Origin of the sequence: Shigella sp. FC1567, from assembly GCF_001743015.1 — a bacterium.
GTDB classification, from domain to species: domain Bacteria; phylum Pseudomonadota; class Gammaproteobacteria; order Enterobacterales; family Enterobacteriaceae; genus Escherichia; species Escherichia coli.
Genome location: NZ_MIIV01000517.1, coordinates 1 through 19,904, shown reverse-complemented (window position 1 = coordinate 19,904; position 19,904 = coordinate 1). Strand labels below are relative to the sequence as shown.

Here is a 19,904-nt window from a genome sequence, read left to right as displayed (position 1 = left end):
GCTTATAATCTGGTGAGATATCAGATGATTAAAATGGCGGAACATCTGAAAGGTTACTGGCCGAATCAACTGAGTTTCTCAGAATCATGCGGAATGGTGATGAGAATGCTGATGACATTGCAGGGCGCTTCACCGGGACGTATACCGGAGCTGATGCGCGATCTTGCAAGTATGGGACAACTTGTGAAATTACCGACGAGAAGGGGAAGGGCCTTCCGAGAGTGGTAAAGGAGAGGCCCTGGAAATACCCCACAGCCCCGAAAAAGAGCCAGTCAGTTGCTTAACTGACTGGCATTACACCGGTCGGCAGCCCTTTTTTATCTATGATAGTGATTACTCAACCGTAACCGATTTTGCCAAGTTACGCGGCTGGTCAACGTCGGTGCCTTTGATCAGCGCGACATGGTAAGCCAGCAGCTGCAGCGGAACGGTGTAGAAGATCGGTGCAATCACCTCTTCCACATGCGGCATCTCGATGATGTGCATGTTATCGCTACTTACAAAACCCGCATCCTGATCGGCGAAGACATACAACTGACCGCCACGCGCGCGAACTTCTTCAATGTTGGATTTCAGTTTTTCCAACAGTTCGTTGTTCGGTGCAACGACGATAACCGGCATATCCGCGTCAATCAGCGCCAGCGGGCCGTGTTTCAGCTCGCCAGCAGCGTAGGCTTCAGCGTGAATGTAGGAGATCTCTTTCAGCTTCAATGCGCCTTCCAGTGCGATTGGGTACTGATCGCCACGGCCCAGGAACAGTGCGTGATGTTTGTCAGAGAAATCTTCTGCCAGAGCTTCAATGCGTTTGTCCTGAGATAGCATCTGCTCAATACGGCTCGGCAGCGCCTGCAGACCATGCACAATGTCATGTTCAATGGAGGCATCCAGACCTTTCAGGCGAGACAGCTTCGCCACCAGCATCAACAGCACAGTTAACTGAGTGGTGAATGCTTTAGTGGACGCCACGCCGATTTCCGTACCCGCGTTGGTCATCAGCGCCAGATCGGATTCGCGCACCAGAGAAGAACCCGGAACGTTACAGATTGCCAGCGAACCAAGGTAACCCAGCTCTTTCGACAGACGCAGGCCCGCCAGGGTATCCGCGGTTTCGCCAGACTGTGACAAGGTGATCATCAGGCTGTTACGACGCACGGCAGATTTACGATAGCGGAATTCAGAGGCGATTTCGACGTCGCACGGAATACCTGCCAGCGATTCAAACCAGTAGCGGGAAACCATACCGGAGTTATAAGAAGTACCACAGGCGAGGATCTGAATATGCTCAACCTTCGACAGCAGTTCGTCGGCGTTCGGTCCCAGCTCGCTTAAATCAACCTGACCGTGGCTGATGCGCCCAGTAAGGGTGTTTTTGATCGCGTTCGGCTGTTCGTAGATCTCTTTCTGCATGTAGTGACGGTAAATACCTTTATCGCCCGCGTCATATTGCAGATTGGATTCGATATCCTGACGTTTTACTTCCGCGCCAGTTTTATCGAAGATGTTTACCGAACGGCGAGTAATTTCCGCAATATCGCCCTCTTCAAGGAAGATAAAGCGACGGGTCACCGGCAGCAGCGCCAGCTGGTCAGAAGCGATAAAGTTTTCGCCCATACCCAGGCCAATCACCAGCGGACTACCAGAACGTGCCGCCAGCAGGGTATCCGGGTGACGGGAGTCCATGATCACTGTACCGTACGCACCGCGCAGCTGCGGGATAGCACGCAGAACAGCCTCACGCAGAGTCCCGCCTTGTTTTAGCTCCCAGTTCACCAGATGGGCAATCACTTCGGTGTCGGTTTCAGAAACGAAGGTATAGCCACGCGCTTTTAACTCTTCACGCAGCGGTTCATGGTTTTCGATGATGCCGTTATGCACCACCATAATGTGTTCAGAAACATGCGGATGCGCGTTAGCTTCTGAAGGTTCACCGTGGGTCGCCCAGCGAGTGTGAGCAATACCGGTGCCGCCATGCAGAGGATGTTCTTCCGCTGCCTGAGCCAGCATCTGGACTTTACCGAGGCGACGCAGGCGGTCATATGACCTTCCGCATCAACAACGGCCAGACCAGCAGAGTCATATCCGCGGTATTCCAGACGACGTAAACCTTCAAGAAGGATTTCTGCTACATCACGTTGCGCGATCGCGCCAACAATTCCACACATAGTTTTTGATTCCGATTTATATCGTTGTCGGTCAACCTGTATGCCCGTTTTTTCGGGCGCCCCGAGCCTTGTAGAGAGTGGGGTTATTTTTATAGTTACTTCTTGTGGGAGGGAGATTATGTTATCTCCTCATCCCAGATGACCGGATTACCCGGCCAGAATTACTTTTTCTTTACCGGACGACGCCAGCCTTCTTTCTGAGTCTGCGGCACACGGCTGATAGCTAATGCATTTTCGCCGACATTACGCGTCACAGTTGTACCCGCAGCAATGGTCGCGCCTTTGCCTACTGTTACCGGGGCCACCAGCTGAGTGTCGGAACCGACAAACACATCGTCGCCGATAATGGTCTTAAATTTATTCGCACCATCGTAGTTGCAGGTAATGGTTCCCGCGCCGATGTTAACGTTATCGCCAATTTCCGCATCGCCCAGGTAAGTCAGATGACCAGCTTTCGAGCCTTTACCCAGACGCGCTTTTTTCATCTCAACAAAGTTACCGACGTGTGCACCTTCCAGCAACTCAGCACCAGGACGCAGACGGGCAAACGGGCCAATAGTACAGGCCGCTGCCAGATTCACGTCTTCCACAACGGTATACGGACTGATTTCGCAATCATCGCCAATCACGCTGTTTTTAATCACGCAACCGGTGCCGATTTTCACGCGATGACCGAGAGTCACGTTGCCCTCGATGATAACGTTAGTATCAATTTCAACATCGCGCCCGTGAGTAAGCGTACCGCGCAGATCAAAACGCGCCGGATCGCGCAGCATAACGCCTGCTAACAGCAGTTTTTCAGCCTGTTCGGACTGGTAAACGCGCTCCAGACGGGAGAGTTGCAGGCGGTTATTCACACCTTCTACTTCGCTTAAACGTTGCGGATGAACGGCGACGATTTCACGCCCTTCCTGATACGCCAGCGCAATAATGTCGGTGATGTAGTATTCGCCCTGAGCATTATTGTTGGTCAGCTTCGCCAGCCAGCGTTTCATATCTGCGCCGTTAGAGATCAGAATGCCGGTGTTGATCTCCTGAATCTGACGCTGCTCGTCGGTGGCATCTTTGTGCTCAACAATGCCGGTAACTTTGCCATTTTCACGGGTGATACGTCCATAACCGGTCGGATCATCCAGTTTCACCGTCAGCAGACCAATGCCACCCTGCGGTTTAGCATCACGCAGGCGCTGGAGTGTTTCGACAGAGATCAGCGGCACGTCGCCGTAGAGCATTAAAATGTCTTCATCATCGGCAAAGAAAGGTGCGGCCTGCTGCATTGCATGACCCGTACCCAGCTGCTCTGCCTGAAGCACCCAGTTAAGGTTGTCGTCTTTCAGCGCCTGTTTAAGCAGATCGCCGCCGTGACCGTACACCAGGTGAACGTGCGCTGCGCCTAATTCATTCGCAGCATCAATGACATGCTGAACCATCGCTTTCCCGGCAAGGGTATGCAGCACTTTCGGAAGATCGGAATACATGCGCGTGCCTTTGCCTGCGGCAAGGATCACTACGCTCATAGCATTATTCAACATACGCGTCCTGACTGTAATTTGAGAACGAATTTAAACCGCTTCACCTTGAAAAAACTACATTTTTTTCATCGTGAAATGGACAGAGGATAAATTGTTCAATAACGGATTATCCCCGCTGACGAAAGTGCCATTTTCGACCATCGTCACGCCTTTTGTCTGCAGAAAATTAAGGCAGTACCTTCATTTAAGCGTCAGGTGGATGTTTTTGCTCTTATTTCGATCAATGAATAAACGGGAAAACAGGGGTGTTTTATATCAGCAGGATCTATGTGAACGCTCTTCAGGACGGATCACGCGTAAAAAAAAACCAGCCTGTTTCCAGACTGGCTTTTGTGCTTTTCAAGCCGGTGTTACATCGCTTTTTTGGTCAACTCGATAACGCGCAGCTGCGCGATCGCTTTGGCCAGTTCCGCAGACGCCTGAGCGTAATCTACGTCGCCGTGAGAGCTGCTAATGTGCTCTTCAGCCTTACGTTTCGCTTCCATGGCTCGCGCTTCGTCGAGATCCTGGCCGCGAATTGCGGTGTCGGCCAGAACGGTCACGTTGCCAGACTGCACTTCAAGAATGCCGCCAGACAGATAGATAAACTCTTCGTGACCGTGCTGTTTCACGATGCGAATCATACCAGGCTTAATGGCGGTGAGCAGCGGTGCGTGGCCAGGGTAGATCCCCAGTTCACCTTCGCTACCCGTTACCTGGATTTTCTCGACCAGACCAGAGAACATTTGTTGCTCTGCGCTGACGACGTCCAGGTGGTAAGTCATTGCCATATCACCCTCCGATTAAGGCGTTAAAGTTTTTTGGCTTTTTCCACAGCTTCTTCGATGGAACCGACCATGTAGAACGCCTGCTCCGGCAGGTGATCGTATTCGCCTTCCATGATGCCTTTAAAGCCACGGATGGTGTCTTTCAGGGAGACGTATTTACCCGGAGAACCGGTGAATACTTCTGCCACGAAGAACGGCTGGGACAGGAAGCGCTGGATCTTACGAGCACGCGCTACCACCAGTTTGTCTTCTTCAGACAGTTCATCCATACCCAGGATGGCGATGATGTCTTTCAGTTCCTGATAACGTTGCAGGATGGACTGAACGCCACGCGCGGTGTCGTAGTGTTCCTGACCAACCACCAGCGGGTCCAGCTGACGGCTGGTGGAGTCCAGCGGGTCAACGGCCGGGTAGATACCCAGAGACGCGATCTGACGGCTCAGTACCACGGTTGCGTCAAGGTGCGCAAAGGTGGTTGCCGGAGACGGGTCAGTCAAGTCATCCGCAGGTACGTATACCGCCTGTACGGAGGTGATAGAACCAGTTTTGGTGGAGGTGATACGTTCCTGCAGAACGCCCATCTCTTCCGCCAGGGTCGGCTGATAACCTACCGCTGAAGGCATACGGCCCAGCAGTGCGGATACTTCCGTACCGGCCAGGGTGTAACGATAGATGTTGTCAACGAACAGCAGAACGTCACGACCTTCGTCACGGAATTTCTCAGCCATGGTCAGACCGGTCAGAGCAACGCGCAGACGGTTTCCCGGCGGCTCGTTCATCTGGCCATACACCAGGGATACTTTGTCGATAACGTTGGAGTCGGTCATTTCGTGGTAGAAGTCGTTACCCTCACGAGTACGTTCACCTACGCCCGCAAACACAGAGTAACCGGAGTGCTCGATCGCGATGTTACGAATGAGCTCCATCATGTTTACGGTTTTACCTACACCCGCACCACCGAACAGACCAACTTTACCGCCCTTAGCGAACGGACACATCAGGTCGATAACTTTGATACCGGTTTCCAGCAGTTCCTGAGAGTTTGACAGCTCTTCGTAGGAAGGTGCTGCGCGGTGAATCGCCCAACGCTCTTCTTCACCGATCTCGCCTTTCATGTCGACCGGTTCACCCAGTACGTTCATGATACGGCCCAGAGTCGCTTTACCTACCGGGACTTCGATCGGGTGTTCGAGGTCTTTTACATCCAGACCGCGACGCAGACCGTCGGAGGAACCCATTGCGATGGTACGCACGATACCGCCGCCGAGCTGCTGCTGAACTTCCAGCACCAGACGCTCATTACCATTTTGCACCTCAAGAGCATCGTACACGCGCGGTACGGCATCCTGAGGGAATTCGACGTCAACTACGGCGCCGATTACCTGGACAATCTTTCCAGTAGCCATCTTAAATCCTCTACGAAATAACCTGTTTAAACCGCGGCGGCCCCCGAGACGATCTCGGTGAGTTCCTGAGTAATGCTGGCCTGACGAGCTTTGTTGTATACCAACTGCAGCTCTTTAATCAGGCTGCCGCCATTGTCGGTCGCGGCTTTCATCGCCACCATACGGGCGGCCTGCTCGCTGGCCAGGTTTTCAACCACGCCCTGATAAACCTGAGATTCGACATAACGACGCAGCAGGGTATCCAGCAACGCCTTCGGATCGGGTTCGTACAGGTAATCCCAGGATTTATGTTTCAGATCATCATCATCTGATGCCGGTAACGGCAGCAGCTGGCTGATGGTCGGAACCTGAGACATGGTGTTAATAAATTTGTTGCTGACAATGTAAAGCTTGTCCAGACGGCCTTCGTCGTAGGCCTGCAACATCACTTTTACCGGACCGATCAGTTCGGACAGGGAAGGGTTATCCCCCATGCCGGTGACCTGGGCAACAACATTGCCGCCCACGGAGTTGAAGAACGACACGCCTTTCGAGCCGATCATTGCGAGGTCGCATTGAACGCCTTTGTCGGTCCAGGTCTTCATTTCCGCCAGCAGTTTTTTGAACAGGTTAATGTTCAAACCACCGCACAAACCACGGTCGGTCGACACCACCAGGTAGCCCACGCGTTTAACGTCGCGGTCTTCCAGGTAAAGGTGCTTATATTCCAGATTACCATGTGCAAGGTGACCAATCACTTTGCGCATGGTTTCTGCATAAGGACGGCTGGCCGCCATGCGATCCTGCGATTTACGCATTTTGGAAGCGGCGACCATCTCCATCGCTTTAGTGATCTTTTGCGTGTTCTGGACGCTTGCGATCTTACTACGTATCTCTTTTGCGCCGGCCATGAGCTTCTCCTCAATGCCTTGCGGCCTGCCCTAAGGCAAGCCGCCAGACGTTACCAGGATTGGGTTGCTTTGAAGGAATCGAGGATGCCTTTCAGTTTGCCTTCGATTTCGTCGTTGTAGCCACCGGTCTGGTTGATCTCTTGCATCAACGGAGCGTGATCACGGTCGACGTAAGCCAGCAGAGCGGCTTCGAAGCTGCCAATTTTCGACAGTTCAACATCCGCCAGGTAACCACGTTCTGCTGCGAACAGAACCAGAGACTGCTGCGCAACGGACATCGGCGCATACTGTTTCTGTTTCAGCAGTTCGGTCACTTTCTGACCGTGGTCAAGCTGCTTACGTGTTGCATCGTCAAGGTCGGATGCAAACTGAGAGAACGCTGCCAGTTCACGATACTGTGCCAGAGCGGTACGGATACCACCGGACAGTTTTTTCATGATCTTGGTCTGTGCTGCACCACCAACACGGGATACGGAAATACCCGGGTTAACCGCAGGACGAATACCGGCGTTGAACAGGTTGGTTTCCAGGAAGATCTGACCATCGGTAATGGAGATTACGTTGGTCGGAACGAACGCAGAAACGTCACCCGCCTGAGTTTCGATAATCGGCAGTGCGGTCAGAGAACCGGTTTTCCCTTTCACTTCACCTTTGGTGAAGGCTTCAACGTATTCGGCGTTAACACGTGCAGCACGCTCCAGCAGACGAGAGTGGAGGTAGAAAACGTCGCCCGGGAATGCTTCACGTCCTGGCGGACGACGGAGCAGCAGGGAGATCTGACGGTAAGCAACAGCCTGTTTAGACAGGTCATCGTAAATGATCAGCGCATCTTCACCGCGGTCACGGAAGTATTCGCCCATTGCGCAACCGGCATACGGTGCCAGGTATTGCAGTGCAGCGGATTCAGACGCGGTTGCTACCACAACGATGGTGTTAGCCAGTGCGCCGTGCTCTTCCAGTTTACGTACCACGTTAGAAATGGTGGACGCTTTCTGGCCGATAGCGACATAGATACATTTGATACCGGAATCGCGCTGGTTGATGATGGCATCGATAGCCAGTGCGGTTTTACCTGTCTGACGGTCACCGATGATCAATTCACGCTGACCACGACCGATTGGGATCATGGAGTCAACGGCTTTATAACCGGTCTGTACCGGCTGATCTACGGACTGACGTTCGATAACGCCCGGAGCGATTGCTTCTACAGCAGAGAAGCCGTCGTGATCCAGCGGACCTTTACCGTCGATTGGTGCACCCAGAGTGTTAACCACACGGCCCAGCAGGCCACGGCCAACCGGAACTTCCAGGATACGGCCAGTACACTTAACTTTCATGCCTTCGGCAAGGTCAGCGTACGGACCCATAACAACCGCACCTACAGAGTCGCGCTCGAGGTTCAGTGCGATAGCGTAACGGTTACCCGGCAGGGAGATCATTTCACCCTGCATACAATCGGCCAGGCCGTGAATGCGGATAACACCGTCACTTACAGAAACAATAGTACCTTCGTTGTGAGCTTCACTCACAACATTGAACTGAGCAATGCGCTGCTTGATCAGTTCGCTGATTTCGGTGGAATTCAGTTGCATGCTCCAGTCCCCTTAAGACTGCAAGACGTCTGCAAGGCGCTCAAGACGACCGCGTACGCTGCCATCAATGACCATATCACCCGCTCGGATGATAACGCCTGCCATTACAGACTTATCGATTTTGCAATTCAGCTTAACTTTGCGTGACAGACGTTTTTCCATCGCAGCAGAAATTTTCGCGAGCTGTTGTTCACTCAGTGCGGCAGCGGAAATGACGTCTACCTCAGCGGTAGCCTCACTCACGGCACGAAGGTGAATAAACTGCTCCAGAACATCCGGGAGCGCGTTAAGACGACCATTTTCAGCCATTACCCGAATCAGGTTCTGACCGTTTTCGTCCAGTTGCTCACCACAAACTGCGATAAACGACTCGGCGAGCGTTTCTGGCGCAAGCGCGCCAGAGAGAAGCTCTGCCATTTGTTCGTTTTTGGTTACCTCGGCGGCAAACGCCAGCATGTCCTGCCAGCGTTCTACACTTTGGTGTTCGACGGCAAAGTCAAAAGCTGCTTTGGCGTAGGGGCGAGCTACCGTAATAAATTCAGACATCAGCCCCTCCCTCCTTACAGTTCAGCGACAAGTTTATCCACGATGTCGCTGTTAGCAGCTTCATCCACGGAACGTTCGATGATCTTCTCGGCGCCAGCAACAGCCAGGATAGCAACTTGCTTACGCAGCTCTTCACGGGCACGTTTACGCTCGGCTTCAATTTCTGCCTGCGCCTGGGCCACGATTTTAGTACGTTCCTGTTCTGCCTCAGCTTTCGCTTCGTCCAGAATCTGCGAGCGGCGTTTGTTCGCCTGCTCATGATTACCTGGGCTTCCGCTTTCGCTTTTTTCAGCTGGTCGGTCGCGCTGGCCTTTGCAAGGTCAAGGTCCTTATGTGCTCGTTCTGCGGAAGCAAGGCCGTCAGCAATTTCTTTTTGACGTTTTTCGATGGCTGCCATTAATGGCGGCCATACGTACTTCATGCAGAACAGAACGAACAGGACAAACGCGATGGCCTGGCCGAGGATTGTTGCGTTAAGATTCACAGCACAATGCCTCTATTTAGTTAACGTTCTGATATTGCTCTTTAAATAAAAGCAACGCTTACTACGCGACAGCGAACATCACGTACAGACCCAGACCTACAGCGATCATCGGGATAGCATCCACCAGACCCATAACGATAAAGAACTGAGTACGCAGCAGAGGAATCAGATCAGGTTGACGCGCTGCGCCTTCCAAGAATTTACCCCCGAGGATGCCGATACCGATCGCAGCACCGATTGCCGCCAGACCCATCATCACAGCGGCAGCCATGTACAGCAGATCCATATTCAGGTTTTCCATGACAGTCTCCAGTTTGTTTCAGTTAAAACGTAGTAGTGTTGGTAAATTAATGTTCTTCAGACGCCATCGACAGATAGACGATCGTCAGAACCATGAAGATGAAGGCTTGCAGCGTAATGATCAGGATGTGGAAAATGGCCCACGGCACATTCAGGATCCACTGTGACCACCACGGCAACAGACCAGCAATCAGAATGAAAATCAGCTCACCGGCATACATGTTACCGAACAGTCGCAAACCGAGTGAAACTGGTTTGGACAGCAGGCTTACCCCTTCAAGGATTAAGTTGACAGGAATGAACGCCCAGTGATTGAACGGCTGCAGCGTCAACTCTTTCGTGAAGCCGCCGATGCCTTTCATTTTGATGCTGTAGAACAGAATCAGGATAAATACGCCCAATGCCATAGACAGCGTTACGTTCACGTCCGCAGACGGAACCACACGCAGTGCAGGCAGACCCAGTACATGTTCAGCAATGTACGGCAGCAGGTCGATAGGCAGTAAATCCATCAGGTTCATCAGGAATACCCAGACGAAGATCGTCAGGGCCAGCGGAGCAATCAGCTTGCTTTTGCCATGGTACATGTCTTTCACGCTACCATTAACAAAGCCGATCACCAGCTCAATCGCGGTCTGAAACTTACCTGGCACACCGCTGGTCGCCTTTTTGGCTACGCTACGGAATAAAACCAGGAACAACAGACCCAGCACCACCGAGAAGAACATGGAGTCAATATTGATTGTCCAGAAGGTGGCTGGGGGGTTTTGTGGATCCACCAGCGAGAATGTACGCAGGTCCAGCTGAAGGTTATTCAGGTGGTGTCCTATGTAATCCTGCGGCGTCATATTTTCTGAAGCCATGATGCCTTTTACCCTTTGTTGTTAATTACAGCCGTGCCAGTATCTGAACCACCAGCACCAAAACCCACGTAACGATCAGCGGCAAGAATACCGCCTTTAAAACCGCCAACGCCACCACCAGTAACACCAACATCGCCAGAACTTTGAAAGCTTCGCCAAATGCGAATGTCCAGGCCACCCGGCCTTTCGCTGGTGTATGCGCCTGGTGACGCCAAGCAAATATCATAAACAAAACGTTAGGCAGAAAGACTGCCAGGCCCCCGCTTATTGCAGAGACGCCCCAGAAGGGGTCTTTGAGGCTGAACAGCAATCCACTTGCTATCACCACCAGTAACTGAACGAGCAGAAGCTTCCGAGCAACGTTTCGACTCACGAGCGACACAGACATCACGTTTTTTACTCCTGCTCCCTTCGAGGTATGCCGCGTGTCGTATAAAACTTTCTTTAAGGCTTAGAGTCAAGCATCAAAAAGCGGTCAAATTATACGGCGCGCCCCCGTGATTTCAAACAATAAGTAGCCAAAAGGTGAATAAATGTTTAAATATTTTTCCAGTGCATACAATTGCGACTTTTCTACTAACCCTGTTCGATCATGAAAAACTGTAAATAACGCGTAAACACTGGTGATAAAGCGTGCTTCAGATCACATATTGCGCATGTTCGCGCACAGCATATTTATTTACTTGGCAAATGATGCCTTTGCAAGTTTATGATATTTCAGTCTAAAAACAGATACTGTTTTAATAAATGACATTTACACAACAAAAACCACCCATTGACATTTTTAATAATGTTTTAGCAGCCAATGATGGTTCTTAGCGCCGATTTTTAGCAGACTGATATTTTCACTAATGACTTATTTTCTGCTTACCAAAAAAAGCCACGTTATCTTGTTGATGCAAAAGAGTGAACGTGGCGTTAAATGTAACCAGTTATATCAGTAGAAAACCTGGTTGTTGTTAACAGTCTAACCGGTCAATTTTTTATGATTTTTTTGATAAAAATTAAATTTTATTTGCTTTAATCACCACCAGATGACGTTCGCCATCCAGGGCTGGAACCTGAAGTTTAACCACTGATTCGACCTGATATTCTTCGGGCAACAAAGCGATTTCATCTTCCGGCATTTGCCCTTTCAGCGCGTAGAAACGGCCTTGCTCACCAGGAAGATGGTGGCACCAGCTCACCATATCGTTCAGAGAGGCAAAAGCGCGGCTAATTACGCCATCAAATGGCGGCTCTGAAGGAAACTCTTCTACCCTGCTCTGTACAGGTTCAATATTCTCCAGTTTAAGCTCATGTTGCACCTGACGAAGGAAACGCACGCGTTTACCAAGGCTATCCAACAGAGTGAAATGGGCTTCAGGACGCACGATAGAGAGTGGAATGCCTGGCAGTCCTGGTCCGGTGCCGACATCGATAAACCGTTCACCTTGCAGATACGGTGCCACCACAATGCTATCGAGAATATGGCGTACCAGCATCTCATTAGGATCGCGGACCGAAGTCAGGTTGTACGCTTTGTTCCATTTATGCAGCATATTCACGTAGGCAATAAGCTGGTTTTTCTGGTGATCGGTAAGCGAAATACCTGCGTCTTTCAGCAGTAAGGAGAGTTTGTTGAGCACGGTGATTACCTGTTCTTGATGCGTTGCCTGGTAAGCGGGTGCTTACCAGGCATTTTTAATGCGTTATGCGCTACGACGCAGCATACCCTGTTTTTTCAGCCACACCAGCAGAATGGAGATAGCCGCAGGCGTGACGCCAGAAATACGCGAAGCTTGGCCGATAGAGGCTGGTTTGTGATCGTTAAGTTTGGCGATCACTTCGTTAGAAAGACCGGATACCTGGCGGTAATCCAGTGTCGCGGGTAGCAGGGTGTTCTCGTTACGCAGCTGCTTTTCGATCTCATCTTGCTGGCGCGCGATATAACCTTCGTATTTAACCTGAATCTCAACCTGTTCCGCCGCCTGTTCGTCTGTCAACGCAGGGGCAAACGGCGTCAGCGTGGTTAATTTTTCATAAGTCATTTCCGGACGACGCAGCAGATCTTCACCACTGGCTTCACGGGAAAGCGGCGCAGTCAGGTGAGCATTCACTTCGGCTGCAGCTTCCGCCGACGGGGTTACCCAGGTCGATTTCAGACGCTGACGCTCACGCTCGATATTCTCAAGTTTCTCGTTAAAGCGCGCCCAACGTTCGTCATCCACCAGGCCCAGTTCACGACCGATTTCAGTCAAACGCAGATCCGCATTATCTTCGCGTAGCATCAGACGATATTCTGCGCGCGAAGTAAACATACGATACGGTTCTTTGGTTCCTAAAGTGCACAGGTCATCAACTAGTACGCCGAGATACGCCTGAGAACGTGCCGGAGCCCAACCTTCTTTGTCAGCAGACAGACGGGCAGCGTTAAGACCGGCCAGCAAACCTTGCGCAGCGGCTTCTTCGTAACCGGTAGTGCCGTTAATCTGACCAGCAAAGAACAGCCCCTGGATAAACTTGCTCTCCAGCGTCGGTTTCAGGTCGCGAGGATCGAAGAAGTCATACTCAATGGCATAACCCGGACGCACGATCTTCGCGTTTTCCATCCCCTGCATAGAGCGGACGATTTGCATCTGCACATCGAACGGCAGGCTGGTGGAGATACCGTTCGGATAAATTTCATTAGAGGTCAGTCCTTCCGGTTCAAGGAAGATCTGATGCTGATTTCTGTCGGCGAAGCGCATGACTTTGTCTTCGATCGACGGGCAGTAGCGTGGGCCGACACCTTCGATCACCCCTGCATACATTGGGCTACGATCGAGGTTACTGCGGATCACATCATGGGTTTTCTCGTTGGTATGAGTGATATAACACGGCACCTGCTGGGGATGCTGGGACGCATTGCCCATAAACGAGAATACCGGCATTGGGTTATCGCCATGCTGTTGCGCCAGCACACTAAAGTCGATAGTTCGAGCATCAATACGCGGTGGTGTCCCGGTTTTCAGACGACCAACGCGCAGCGGCAGTTCACGCAAACGGCGAGAAAGCGGAATGGACGGCGGATCACCAGCACGGCCACCGCTGTAATTATCCAGACCGATATGAATTTTACCGTCGAGGAACGTCCCAACGGTGAGCACGACGGCTTTGGCACGGAACTTCAGTCCCATTTGGGTAACAGCACCGACCACGCGATCGTTTTCGACAATAAGATCTTCAACCGCCTGCTGGAAGATCATCAGGTTCGGTTGGTTCTCCAGCGCCGTACGTACCGCCTGACGGTAGAGCACACGATCCGCCTGAGCTCGGGTAGCGCGAACCGCCGGTCCTTTGCTTGCGTTTAGTATCCTAAACTGGATACCCGCTTGATCGATCGCTTTCGCCATCAGACCGCCGAGTGCATCCACTTCTTTTACCAGATGTCCCTTCCCAATACCGCCGATCGCCGGGTTGCAGCTCATCTGCCCCAGAGTGTCGATATTGTGTGTCAAAAGCAGAGTCTGTTGACCCATACGCGCCGCGGCCATCGCGGCCTCGGTGCCTGCATGACCCCCGCCAATGATGATGACGTCAAAAGGATCCGGATAAAACATGGTGATTGCCTCGCATAACGCGGTATGAAAATGGATTGAAGCCCGGGCCGTGGATTCTACTCAACTTTGTCGGCTTGAGAAAGACCTGGGATCCTGGGTATTAAAAAGGAGATCTATTTATTTAGAGATCTGTTCTATTGTGATCTCTTATTAGGATCGCACTGCCCTGTGGATAACAAGGATCCGGCTTTTAAGATCAACAACCTGGAAAGGATCATTAACTGTGAATGATCGGTGATCCTGGACCGTATAAGCTGGGATCAGAATGAGGGGTTATACACAACTCAAAAACTGAACAACCGTTGTTCCTTGGATAACTACCGGTTGAACCAAGCTTCCTGACAGAGTTATCCACAGTAGAACGCACGATCTGTATACTTATTTGAGTAAATTAATCCACGATCCCAGCCATTCTTCTGCCGGATCTTCCGGAATGTCGTGATCAAGAATGTTGATCTTCAGTGTTTCGCCTGTCTGTTTTGCACCGGAATTTTTGAGTTCTGCCTCGAGTTTATCGATAGCCCCACAAAAGGTGTCATATTCACGACTACCAATACCGATTGCGCCAAAGTGGACCGCAGAAAGATCGGGCTTCTGTTCCTGCAATGCTTCATAGAAAGGAGAAAGGTTGTCCGGAATATCTCCGGCACCGTGGGTGGAGCTGATAATCAGCCAGATCCCCGAGGCAGATAAATCTTCCAACAGCGGACCGTGCAGCGTTTCGGTGGTAAAACCCGCCTCTTCCAGCTTTTCAGCCAGGTGTTCTGCTACATATTCGGCACCGCCGAGGGTGCTGCCGCTGATAAGAGTGATATCTGCCATAAACCGCCACCTTTATTAAGAGTGGCGTATTGTACGCTGTGAACGCGTTGGGATCTACCTGTGGAAAAGTATGGGATTAAAAAAGCCGATCAGGGCTTGATAGTACGCATGATCGGGTGTTGCAGGACGATCAATGTCTCGGTGGACTGAATTTCATCAATTGTTTGGATCTTGTTGATAAGTACATGCTGGAGAGCGTCGATCGAACGGCACATTACTTTTATAAAGATGCTGTAGTGGCCTGTTGTGTAATAGGCTTCAGTGACTTCATCAAGGCTTTCCAGCTTTGCCAGCGCGGAAGGGTAGTCTTTGGCGCTCTTTAATATAATGCCGATAAAGCAGCCTACGTCATAACCGAGCTGCTTCGGGCTGACATCAATACGCGCCCCGGTAATGATCCCCGCCTGCTTCATTTTCTCTACCCGAACGTGAATCGTCCCCGGACTGACGCCAAATTGTTTCGCCAGTTCGGCGTAAGCGGTGCGCGCATTGCCCATTAATGCTTCCAGGATGCCACGGTCCAGATTGTCGATCAGATAATTTTCCATAGGATTTTCTTATGCAGATTGATGATTCATTCTATTTTAGCCTTCTTTTTTAATGAATCAAAAGTGTGTTAGGCTTTTTATTGAATGATTATTGCATGTGTGTCGGTTTTTGTTGCTTAATCATAAGCAACAGGACGCAGGAGTATAAAAAATGAAAACCGCTTACATTGCCAAACAACGCCAAATTAGCTTCGTGAAATCTCACTTTTCTCGTCAACTGGAAGAACGTCTGGGGCTGATCGAAGTCCAGGCACCGATTCTTAGCCGTGTGGGGGATGGCACGCAGGATAACTTGTCGGGCTGTGAAAAAGCGGTGCAGGTAAAAGTGAAAGCTCTGCCTGATGCCCAGTTCGAAGTGGTTCATTCACTGGCGAAGTGGAAACGTCAGACCTTAGGGCAACACGACTTCAGCGCGGGCGAAGGGCTGTACACGCACATGAAAGCCCTTCGCCCCGATGAAGACCGTCTTTCTCCGTTGCACTCGGTCTATGTAGACCAGTGGGACTGGGAACGCGTAATGGGCGACGGTGAGCGTCAATTCTCGACTCTGAAAAGCACGGTAGAGGCGATCTGGGCGGGAATTAAAGCAACCGAAGCTGCGGTTAGCGAAGAGTTTGGCCTGGCACCGTTCCTGCCGGATCAGATCCACTTCGTACACAGCCAGGAGTTACTGTCTCGTTATCTGGATCTCGATGCCAAAGGGCGTGAGCGGGCGATAGCGAAAGATCTTGGCGCGGTATTCCTTGTCGGGATTGGCGGCAAGCTGAGCGATGGTCATCGCCACGACTGCGCGCACCGGATTATGATGACTGGAGCACCCCGTCAGAGCTGGGTCATGCGGGTCTGAACGGCGATATTCTGGTGTGGAACCCTGTACTGGAAGATGCGTTTGAGCTTTCTTCCATGGGGATCCGCGTGGATGCCGACACGCTGAAGCATCAGCTGGCGCTGACCGGTGATGAAGATCGTCTGCAGCTGGAATGGCATCAGGCGCTGCTGCGCGGTGAAATGCCGCAGACCATCGGCGGCGGTATCGGCCAGTCTCGTTTGACTATGCTGCTGCTGCAACTGCCGCATATCGGCCAGGTTCAGTGTGGAGTATGGCCAGCTGCTGTTCGCGAGAGCGTCCCTTCTCTGCTGTAATAATTTATCGCCGCCAGCGTCTGAGCAGGCGGCTTCGCATCCCGGTATCAAAGCGCCAGATATGATCGAAAATGCGCATGATGCCGGGTTTGCCGTGTGCCGACATCGCCACGGCATGAAAGCGATGCTGATGTACCCGCTGCAGCTCTTTCACTTTACTCGTCACGTCGTCAGGCAACCGCTGAGCGATAAAATCAGAAATCACCACCGCATCGGCATCAAACCATTCCCTGCTTTGCAAGCGTTCCATAATGGCGCGAAAACAACTGGCAAGATCGGTGCCGCCACGAAACTGCTGGCTTAAAAAACGGATTGCTTGTTCGATGCCTTGTGGGCCTGAAAGCTCATAACGGACGATCTCGGTGGAAGATAGCATAATATAGCAGCGCCGGTTTTCTGCGAGAGCAATGCGCATCAAGGCCAGGCAGAACGCTTTCGCACACTGTTCATTAAAGCCGCCCATTGAGCCGGAAGTATCCACACAGACAATAAACGGCCCGCGCGGCTGTTCATCGTAATCTTTATGTACCACCGGACGTTCGATCACTTTTTCACGCCACGACTCACCGTGCAGGCGATAGGTGAGCAACTGTTTTTCCACCAGCCGACGGTAAAACTCATACTCCAGTTCCGTTATCCCTAGTGTCGCCAGTTCTGGCGGCAGGAGACGTAAAATATCATCGCTTTGTTGCAGACCATCAACCTGCTCAGGAACCGTCGCCGGTTCGCGCACCATGGTGCGGAAGGTTTCCATCTGCGCATCGTTGCGCGGTATTGATTTGGCTTCCCGAGAACGCCCCAGCTGCTCTGCCAGGCGTTTCAGTTCCGGCTGTTCGTTAAGAAATTCACCGTATTTCACAATCAACTGATAGTCGCCACGTTTAAGCTGGCCGGCGCTCATATCCCACAGACGACCAGCTGCGGTATTGTTATCTGCGAGAATCGGTTCAAGTTGTCCGCTCAGCGTCATGCGTTCCTGAACTTCACTTAACAGTTGTTCGCGTTCTTCTTCTAATAGCTGTTGATTTAACGTCGTTGCTTGCACGATCAGACTTAAACGCAGCGCTGGAGAAAAAGCGTGTGTAACGCTGAAGTTATTGTGCTGTTAGCATCAACCAACTGCCGGGCTTGTTCTGCCCATGGGGAATTCAGACGATGCAGTAAGTCCAGGATCTGTGGTAGCTGCACAATAAACTGCGGCGTGGAGAGGAGCTGGCTTTGCTGATAGCACATCACCTCTTCGGTGAGTTCTGGCGGGACTCGGGCATCTTTCAGCCGACTGCGCAGCGCCTCACGCCAGCGGGGAACATCATCAGTGATTGCTGCCTTCAGTCGTGGGAATTTTTCAAAGAAGACCGCCAGCTGCGGTGAGGCCAGCAGTGCGATGATCATCTCTTCGATCAATCCCTCTTCGCTGACGGCCAGCATCACATTAAGCGTATCCTGCGTTAGCATTGTTGTGCCTGGCGAATCTGTGCACCGACATCCTGTAGGCTGGCTTCAATGCGACCTAACCAGTCGCCAGGGATAAACAGACATTTTTGCTGTTCGCTGAATAAAGCGTGTTGCTTACGCCAGTCGCTTTCAAGCTCTTCCAGTTGTTGTTTTATTTCACCTGGCAGACCTTCAGCCGATGAACCGGGAAGTGCCAGCGTACTGCCTTGTAAACTTACATCGCGTACAACAAGATGTTGGGTGCTATCAACTTCCAGATTCAGTTTCTGGGCAAAGCCGATACCGTTCAGTTTGCCGCGAATTTCACCACCTTTACTCAGCCACTGTTCCAGCGCGCTACGCTCAAAGGAGATATGAACCACTTCCATATCATGCAGTTTTAACGGTTTTTGCAGCAGCAGAGTCAGAGTGGAAGCAGTAACGTTAACAGGGAGTTGATACTGCTGACGACGGCTAAAAATGCCGCCCAGACGAATTACCGTTAAGGCTGTTTTATCGCTTTGTTGCTGCTGAAGTTGCAGGTGACGTTGCACAATCGCGCCTAGGCGGGTCAACATCCCTTGCTGTTGCCAGGCGTGACCGGTCATCAATACATCAATTTGTTGTTGTATCAAATTCAGGCTTTGCGCGTCATACCACAGGCAATCTTTCAGCAAAATGAGATCTACCGGGGCAACAGCACTGCGACCGCTAAAAAAGGCGCTGGCCTGCAATAATCGGATCGCTTTTTTCCAGCGACGATCCGAGACATAAGGCGCATCCGGTAATTTATCCAGTTGCTGGCGCAGCATAAAAATCAGCTCAAATACATGATCGGGCAGCGTAATTTCACCAATCTCTTTCTGCCAGCGTTCATATTCTTCATCTGTGACCTGCAAGGCATCAGGAACCGGATTGTCGTTTTCATCCTGTTGACTGGTCAGCATGGAGCGGAAATTCGCTTTATCCTGCACTTTATCTAACCACAGACGAATCAGCATGCGGTCATATAACGCTTCCAGACTGCTGTCTGCTTCCGGCAGCTCGTTGGAGGCCGCCACCAGCAGACGCATCGGGATTTTTTCTACGTGTGCACCGTTGCGGAACTGGCGCTCGTTAATGGCGGTGAGCAAGGTATTAAGAATTGCCGGGCCCGCTTTCCAGATCTCATCCAGAAAGACAATTTCTGCTTCCGGCAGGTAACCGCTGGTTAAACGTTCATAGCGCCCTTCATCTTTTAGCGCCTGAATAGAAAGGGGACCAAAAACTTCTTCCGGCGTGGAGAAGCGGGTCATCAGATATTCAAACGCGCGGGCATTCTGAAAGGCGAATTTTAAGCGCCGGGCGATCAAACTTTTGGCAATACCTGGCGGGCCAAGGAGGAACACACTTTCACCACTTAATGCCGCTAATAAACACAAGCGGATGGCGTGGCTACGTTCATAAAGCCCCTTTTCCAACGAACTGCTCAGGCGGGAAATTCTTTCCGCTAATAAATGAGGGTGAGCCATAATGAAGTGGCGTCCTTTCGTCAAAAGTTCTGCGTAAATTGCGAGTATAGACGTTTCTTGCTGGTGGCTAAAATAGTCTCAAAGGGGGGTAATGCCAGTCAGTTAAGCAACTGACTGGCTCTTTTTCGGGGCTGTGGGGTATTTCCAGGGCCTCTCCTTTACCACTCTCGGAAGGCCCTTCCCCTTCTCGTCGGTAATTTCACAAGTTGTCCCATACTTGCAAGATCGCGCATCAGCTCCGGTATACGTCCCGGTGAAGCGCCCTGCAATGTCATCAGCATTCTCATCACCATTCCGCATGATTCTGAGAAACTCAGTTGATT

The 19,904-nt window shown here is 51.4% G+C and carries 13 protein-coding genes and 7 pseudogenes; 2 read left to right on the top strand and 18 right to left on the bottom strand.

Annotated features, from left to right (window positions below; translation table 11 throughout):
• Positions 1-284: pseudogene (locus tag BHE85_RS23350) on the top strand (IS4 family transposase); the annotation flags it as partial.
• Between the two features lie 49 nt (positions 285-333).
• Here BHE85_RS23350 and glmS read toward each other — a convergent pair.
• From glmS to asnC, 15 genes and pseudogenes are all read right to left on the bottom strand, one after another.
• Positions 334-2,162 (bottom strand): annotated as a pseudogene (gene glmS / locus BHE85_RS23345) (glutamine--fructose-6-phosphate transaminase (isomerizing)).
• Positions 2,163-2,323: 161 nt separating this feature from the next.
• Positions 2,324-3,694 (bottom strand): bifunctional UDP-N-acetylglucosamine diphosphorylase/glucosamine-1-phosphate N-acetyltransferase GlmU, encoded by a 1,371-nt coding sequence (glmU, locus tag BHE85_RS23340; RefSeq protein WP_000933751.1) that lies wholly within the window; start codon positions 3,692-3,694, stop codon positions 2,324-2,326.
• Between the two features lie 350 nt (positions 3,695-4,044).
• The gene (locus BHE85_RS23330; RefSeq protein ID WP_001251973.1) at positions 4,045-4,464 is read right to left on the bottom strand and encodes a F0F1 ATP synthase subunit epsilon; all 420 of its coding nucleotides are present in this window, start codon (positions 4,462-4,464) and stop codon (positions 4,045-4,047) included.
• Between the two features lie 20 nt (positions 4,465-4,484).
• Positions 4,485-5,867, bottom strand: a complete 1,383-nt coding sequence (atpD, locus tag BHE85_RS23325) for a F0F1 ATP synthase subunit beta (RefSeq protein ID WP_000190506.1) — start codon at positions 5,865-5,867, stop codon at positions 4,485-4,487.
• A 26-nt stretch (positions 5,868-5,893) separates the two neighbouring features.
• Positions 5,894-6,757, bottom strand: a complete 864-nt coding sequence (gene atpG / locus BHE85_RS23320; protein WP_000896496.1) for a F0F1 ATP synthase subunit gamma — start codon at positions 6,755-6,757, stop codon at positions 5,894-5,896.
• Between the two features lie 50 nt (positions 6,758-6,807).
• Positions 6,808-8,349: a F0F1 ATP synthase subunit alpha gene (atpA, locus tag BHE85_RS23315; protein ID WP_001176745.1), complete on the bottom strand. Its 1,542-nt coding sequence runs from the start codon at positions 8,347-8,349 to the stop codon at positions 6,808-6,810.
• Positions 8,350-8,361: 12 nt separating this feature from the next.
• Positions 8,362-8,895, bottom strand: a complete 534-nt coding sequence (gene atpH / locus BHE85_RS23310) for a F0F1 ATP synthase subunit delta (protein WP_001288587.1) — start codon at positions 8,893-8,895, stop codon at positions 8,362-8,364.
• Positions 8,896-8,909: 14 nt separating this feature from the next.
• Positions 8,910-9,379 (bottom strand): annotated as a pseudogene (gene atpF, locus BHE85_RS23305) (F0F1 ATP synthase subunit B).
• Positions 9,380-9,440: 61 nt separating this feature from the next.
• Positions 9,441-9,680, bottom strand: coding sequence for a F0F1 ATP synthase subunit C (gene atpE / locus BHE85_RS23300; RefSeq protein WP_000429386.1), 240 nt, complete (start codon positions 9,678-9,680; stop codon positions 9,441-9,443).
• A 46-nt stretch (positions 9,681-9,726) separates the two neighbouring features.
• Positions 9,727-10,542, bottom strand: a complete 816-nt coding sequence (gene atpB / locus BHE85_RS23295; protein ID WP_000135625.1) for a F0F1 ATP synthase subunit A — start codon at positions 10,540-10,542, stop codon at positions 9,727-9,729.
• An 8-nt stretch (positions 10,543-10,550) separates the two neighbouring features.
• Positions 10,551-10,930 (bottom strand): annotated as a pseudogene (gene atpI / locus BHE85_RS23290) (F0F1 ATP synthase subunit I).
• A gap of 616 nt (positions 10,931-11,546) precedes the next feature.
• Positions 11,547-12,170, bottom strand: a complete 624-nt coding sequence (rsmG, locus tag BHE85_RS23285) for a 16S rRNA (guanine(527)-N(7))-methyltransferase RsmG (protein WP_000932839.1) — start codon at positions 12,168-12,170, stop codon at positions 11,547-11,549.
• Positions 12,171-12,233: 63 nt separating this feature from the next.
• Positions 12,234-14,123, bottom strand: a complete 1,890-nt coding sequence (gene mnmG / locus BHE85_RS23280; protein ID WP_000499788.1) for a tRNA uridine-5-carboxymethylaminomethyl(34) synthesis enzyme MnmG — start codon at positions 14,121-14,123, stop codon at positions 12,234-12,236.
• Between the two features lie 378 nt (positions 14,124-14,501).
• Positions 14,502-14,945, bottom strand: coding sequence for an FMN-binding protein MioC (mioC, locus tag BHE85_RS23275; RefSeq protein WP_039064330.1), 444 nt, complete (start codon positions 14,943-14,945; stop codon positions 14,502-14,504).
• Positions 14,946-15,034: 89 nt separating this feature from the next.
• Complete coding sequence (gene asnC / locus BHE85_RS23270; protein WP_000432969.1) at positions 15,035-15,493, bottom strand: transcriptional regulator AsnC; 459 nt, start codon at positions 15,491-15,493, stop codon at positions 15,035-15,037.
• Positions 15,494-15,644: 151 nt separating this feature from the next.
• On the opposite strand from asnC, the pseudogene asnA reads away from it, so the two are divergent.
• Positions 15,645-16,636, top strand: a pseudogene (gene asnA, locus BHE85_RS23265) (aspartate--ammonia ligase).
• Between the two features lie 4 nt (positions 16,637-16,640).
• Here asnA and viaA read toward each other — a convergent pair.
• From viaA to BHE85_RS23250, 3 genes and pseudogenes are all read right to left on the bottom strand, one after another.
• A pseudogene (viaA, locus tag BHE85_RS23260) lies at positions 16,641-18,091 on the bottom strand (ATPase RavA stimulator ViaA).
• The gene (gene ravA / locus BHE85_RS23255; protein ID WP_005009183.1) at positions 18,085-19,581 is read right to left on the bottom strand and encodes an ATPase RavA; all 1,497 of its coding nucleotides are present in this window, start codon (positions 19,579-19,581) and stop codon (positions 18,085-18,087) included. Before ravA ends, viaA begins: the two are co-directional and overlap by 7 nt.
• A gap of 102 nt (positions 19,582-19,683) precedes the next feature.
• A pseudogene (locus BHE85_RS23250) lies at positions 19,684-19,904 on the bottom strand (IS4 family transposase); the annotation flags it as partial.

Coding starts and splice junctions, on each gene's coding strand:
- atpA (WP_001176745.1), bottom strand. CDS start 8,349: ATGCAACTGAATTCCACCGAAATCAGCGAACTGATCAAGCAGCGCATT.
- mioC (WP_039064330.1), bottom strand. CDS start 14,945: ATGGCAGATATCACTCTTATCAGCGGCAGCACCCTCGGCGGTGCCGAA.
- atpD (WP_000190506.1), bottom strand. CDS start 5,867: ATGGCTACTGGAAAGATTGTCCAGGTAATCGGCGCCGTAGTTGACGTC.
- asnC (WP_000432969.1), bottom strand. CDS start 15,493: ATGGAAAATTATCTGATCGACAATCTGGACCGTGGCATCCTGGAAGCA.
- atpB (WP_000135625.1), bottom strand. CDS start 10,542: ATGGCTTCAGAAAATATGACGCCGCAGGATTACATAGGACACCACCTG.
- atpE (WP_000429386.1), bottom strand. CDS start 9,680: ATGGAAAACCTGAATATGGATCTGCTGTACATGGCTGCCGCTGTGATG.
- mnmG (WP_000499788.1), bottom strand. CDS start 14,123: ATGTTTTATCCGGATCCTTTTGACGTCATCATCATTGGCGGGGGTCAT.
- glmU (WP_000933751.1), bottom strand. CDS start 3,694: ATGTTGAATAATGCTATGAGCGTAGTGATCCTTGCCGCAGGCAAAGGC.
- ravA (WP_005009183.1), bottom strand. CDS start 19,581: ATGGCTCACCCTCATTTATTAGCGGAAAGAATTTCCCGCCTGAGCAGT.
- BHE85_RS23330 (WP_001251973.1), bottom strand. CDS start 4,464: ATGGCAATGACTTACCACCTGGACGTCGTCAGCGCAGAGCAACAAATG.
- atpG (WP_000896496.1), bottom strand. CDS start 6,757: ATGGCCGGCGCAAAAGAGATACGTAGTAAGATCGCAAGCGTCCAGAAC.
- atpH (WP_001288587.1), bottom strand. CDS start 8,895: ATGTCTGAATTTATTACGGTAGCTCGCCCCTACGCCAAAGCAGCTTTT.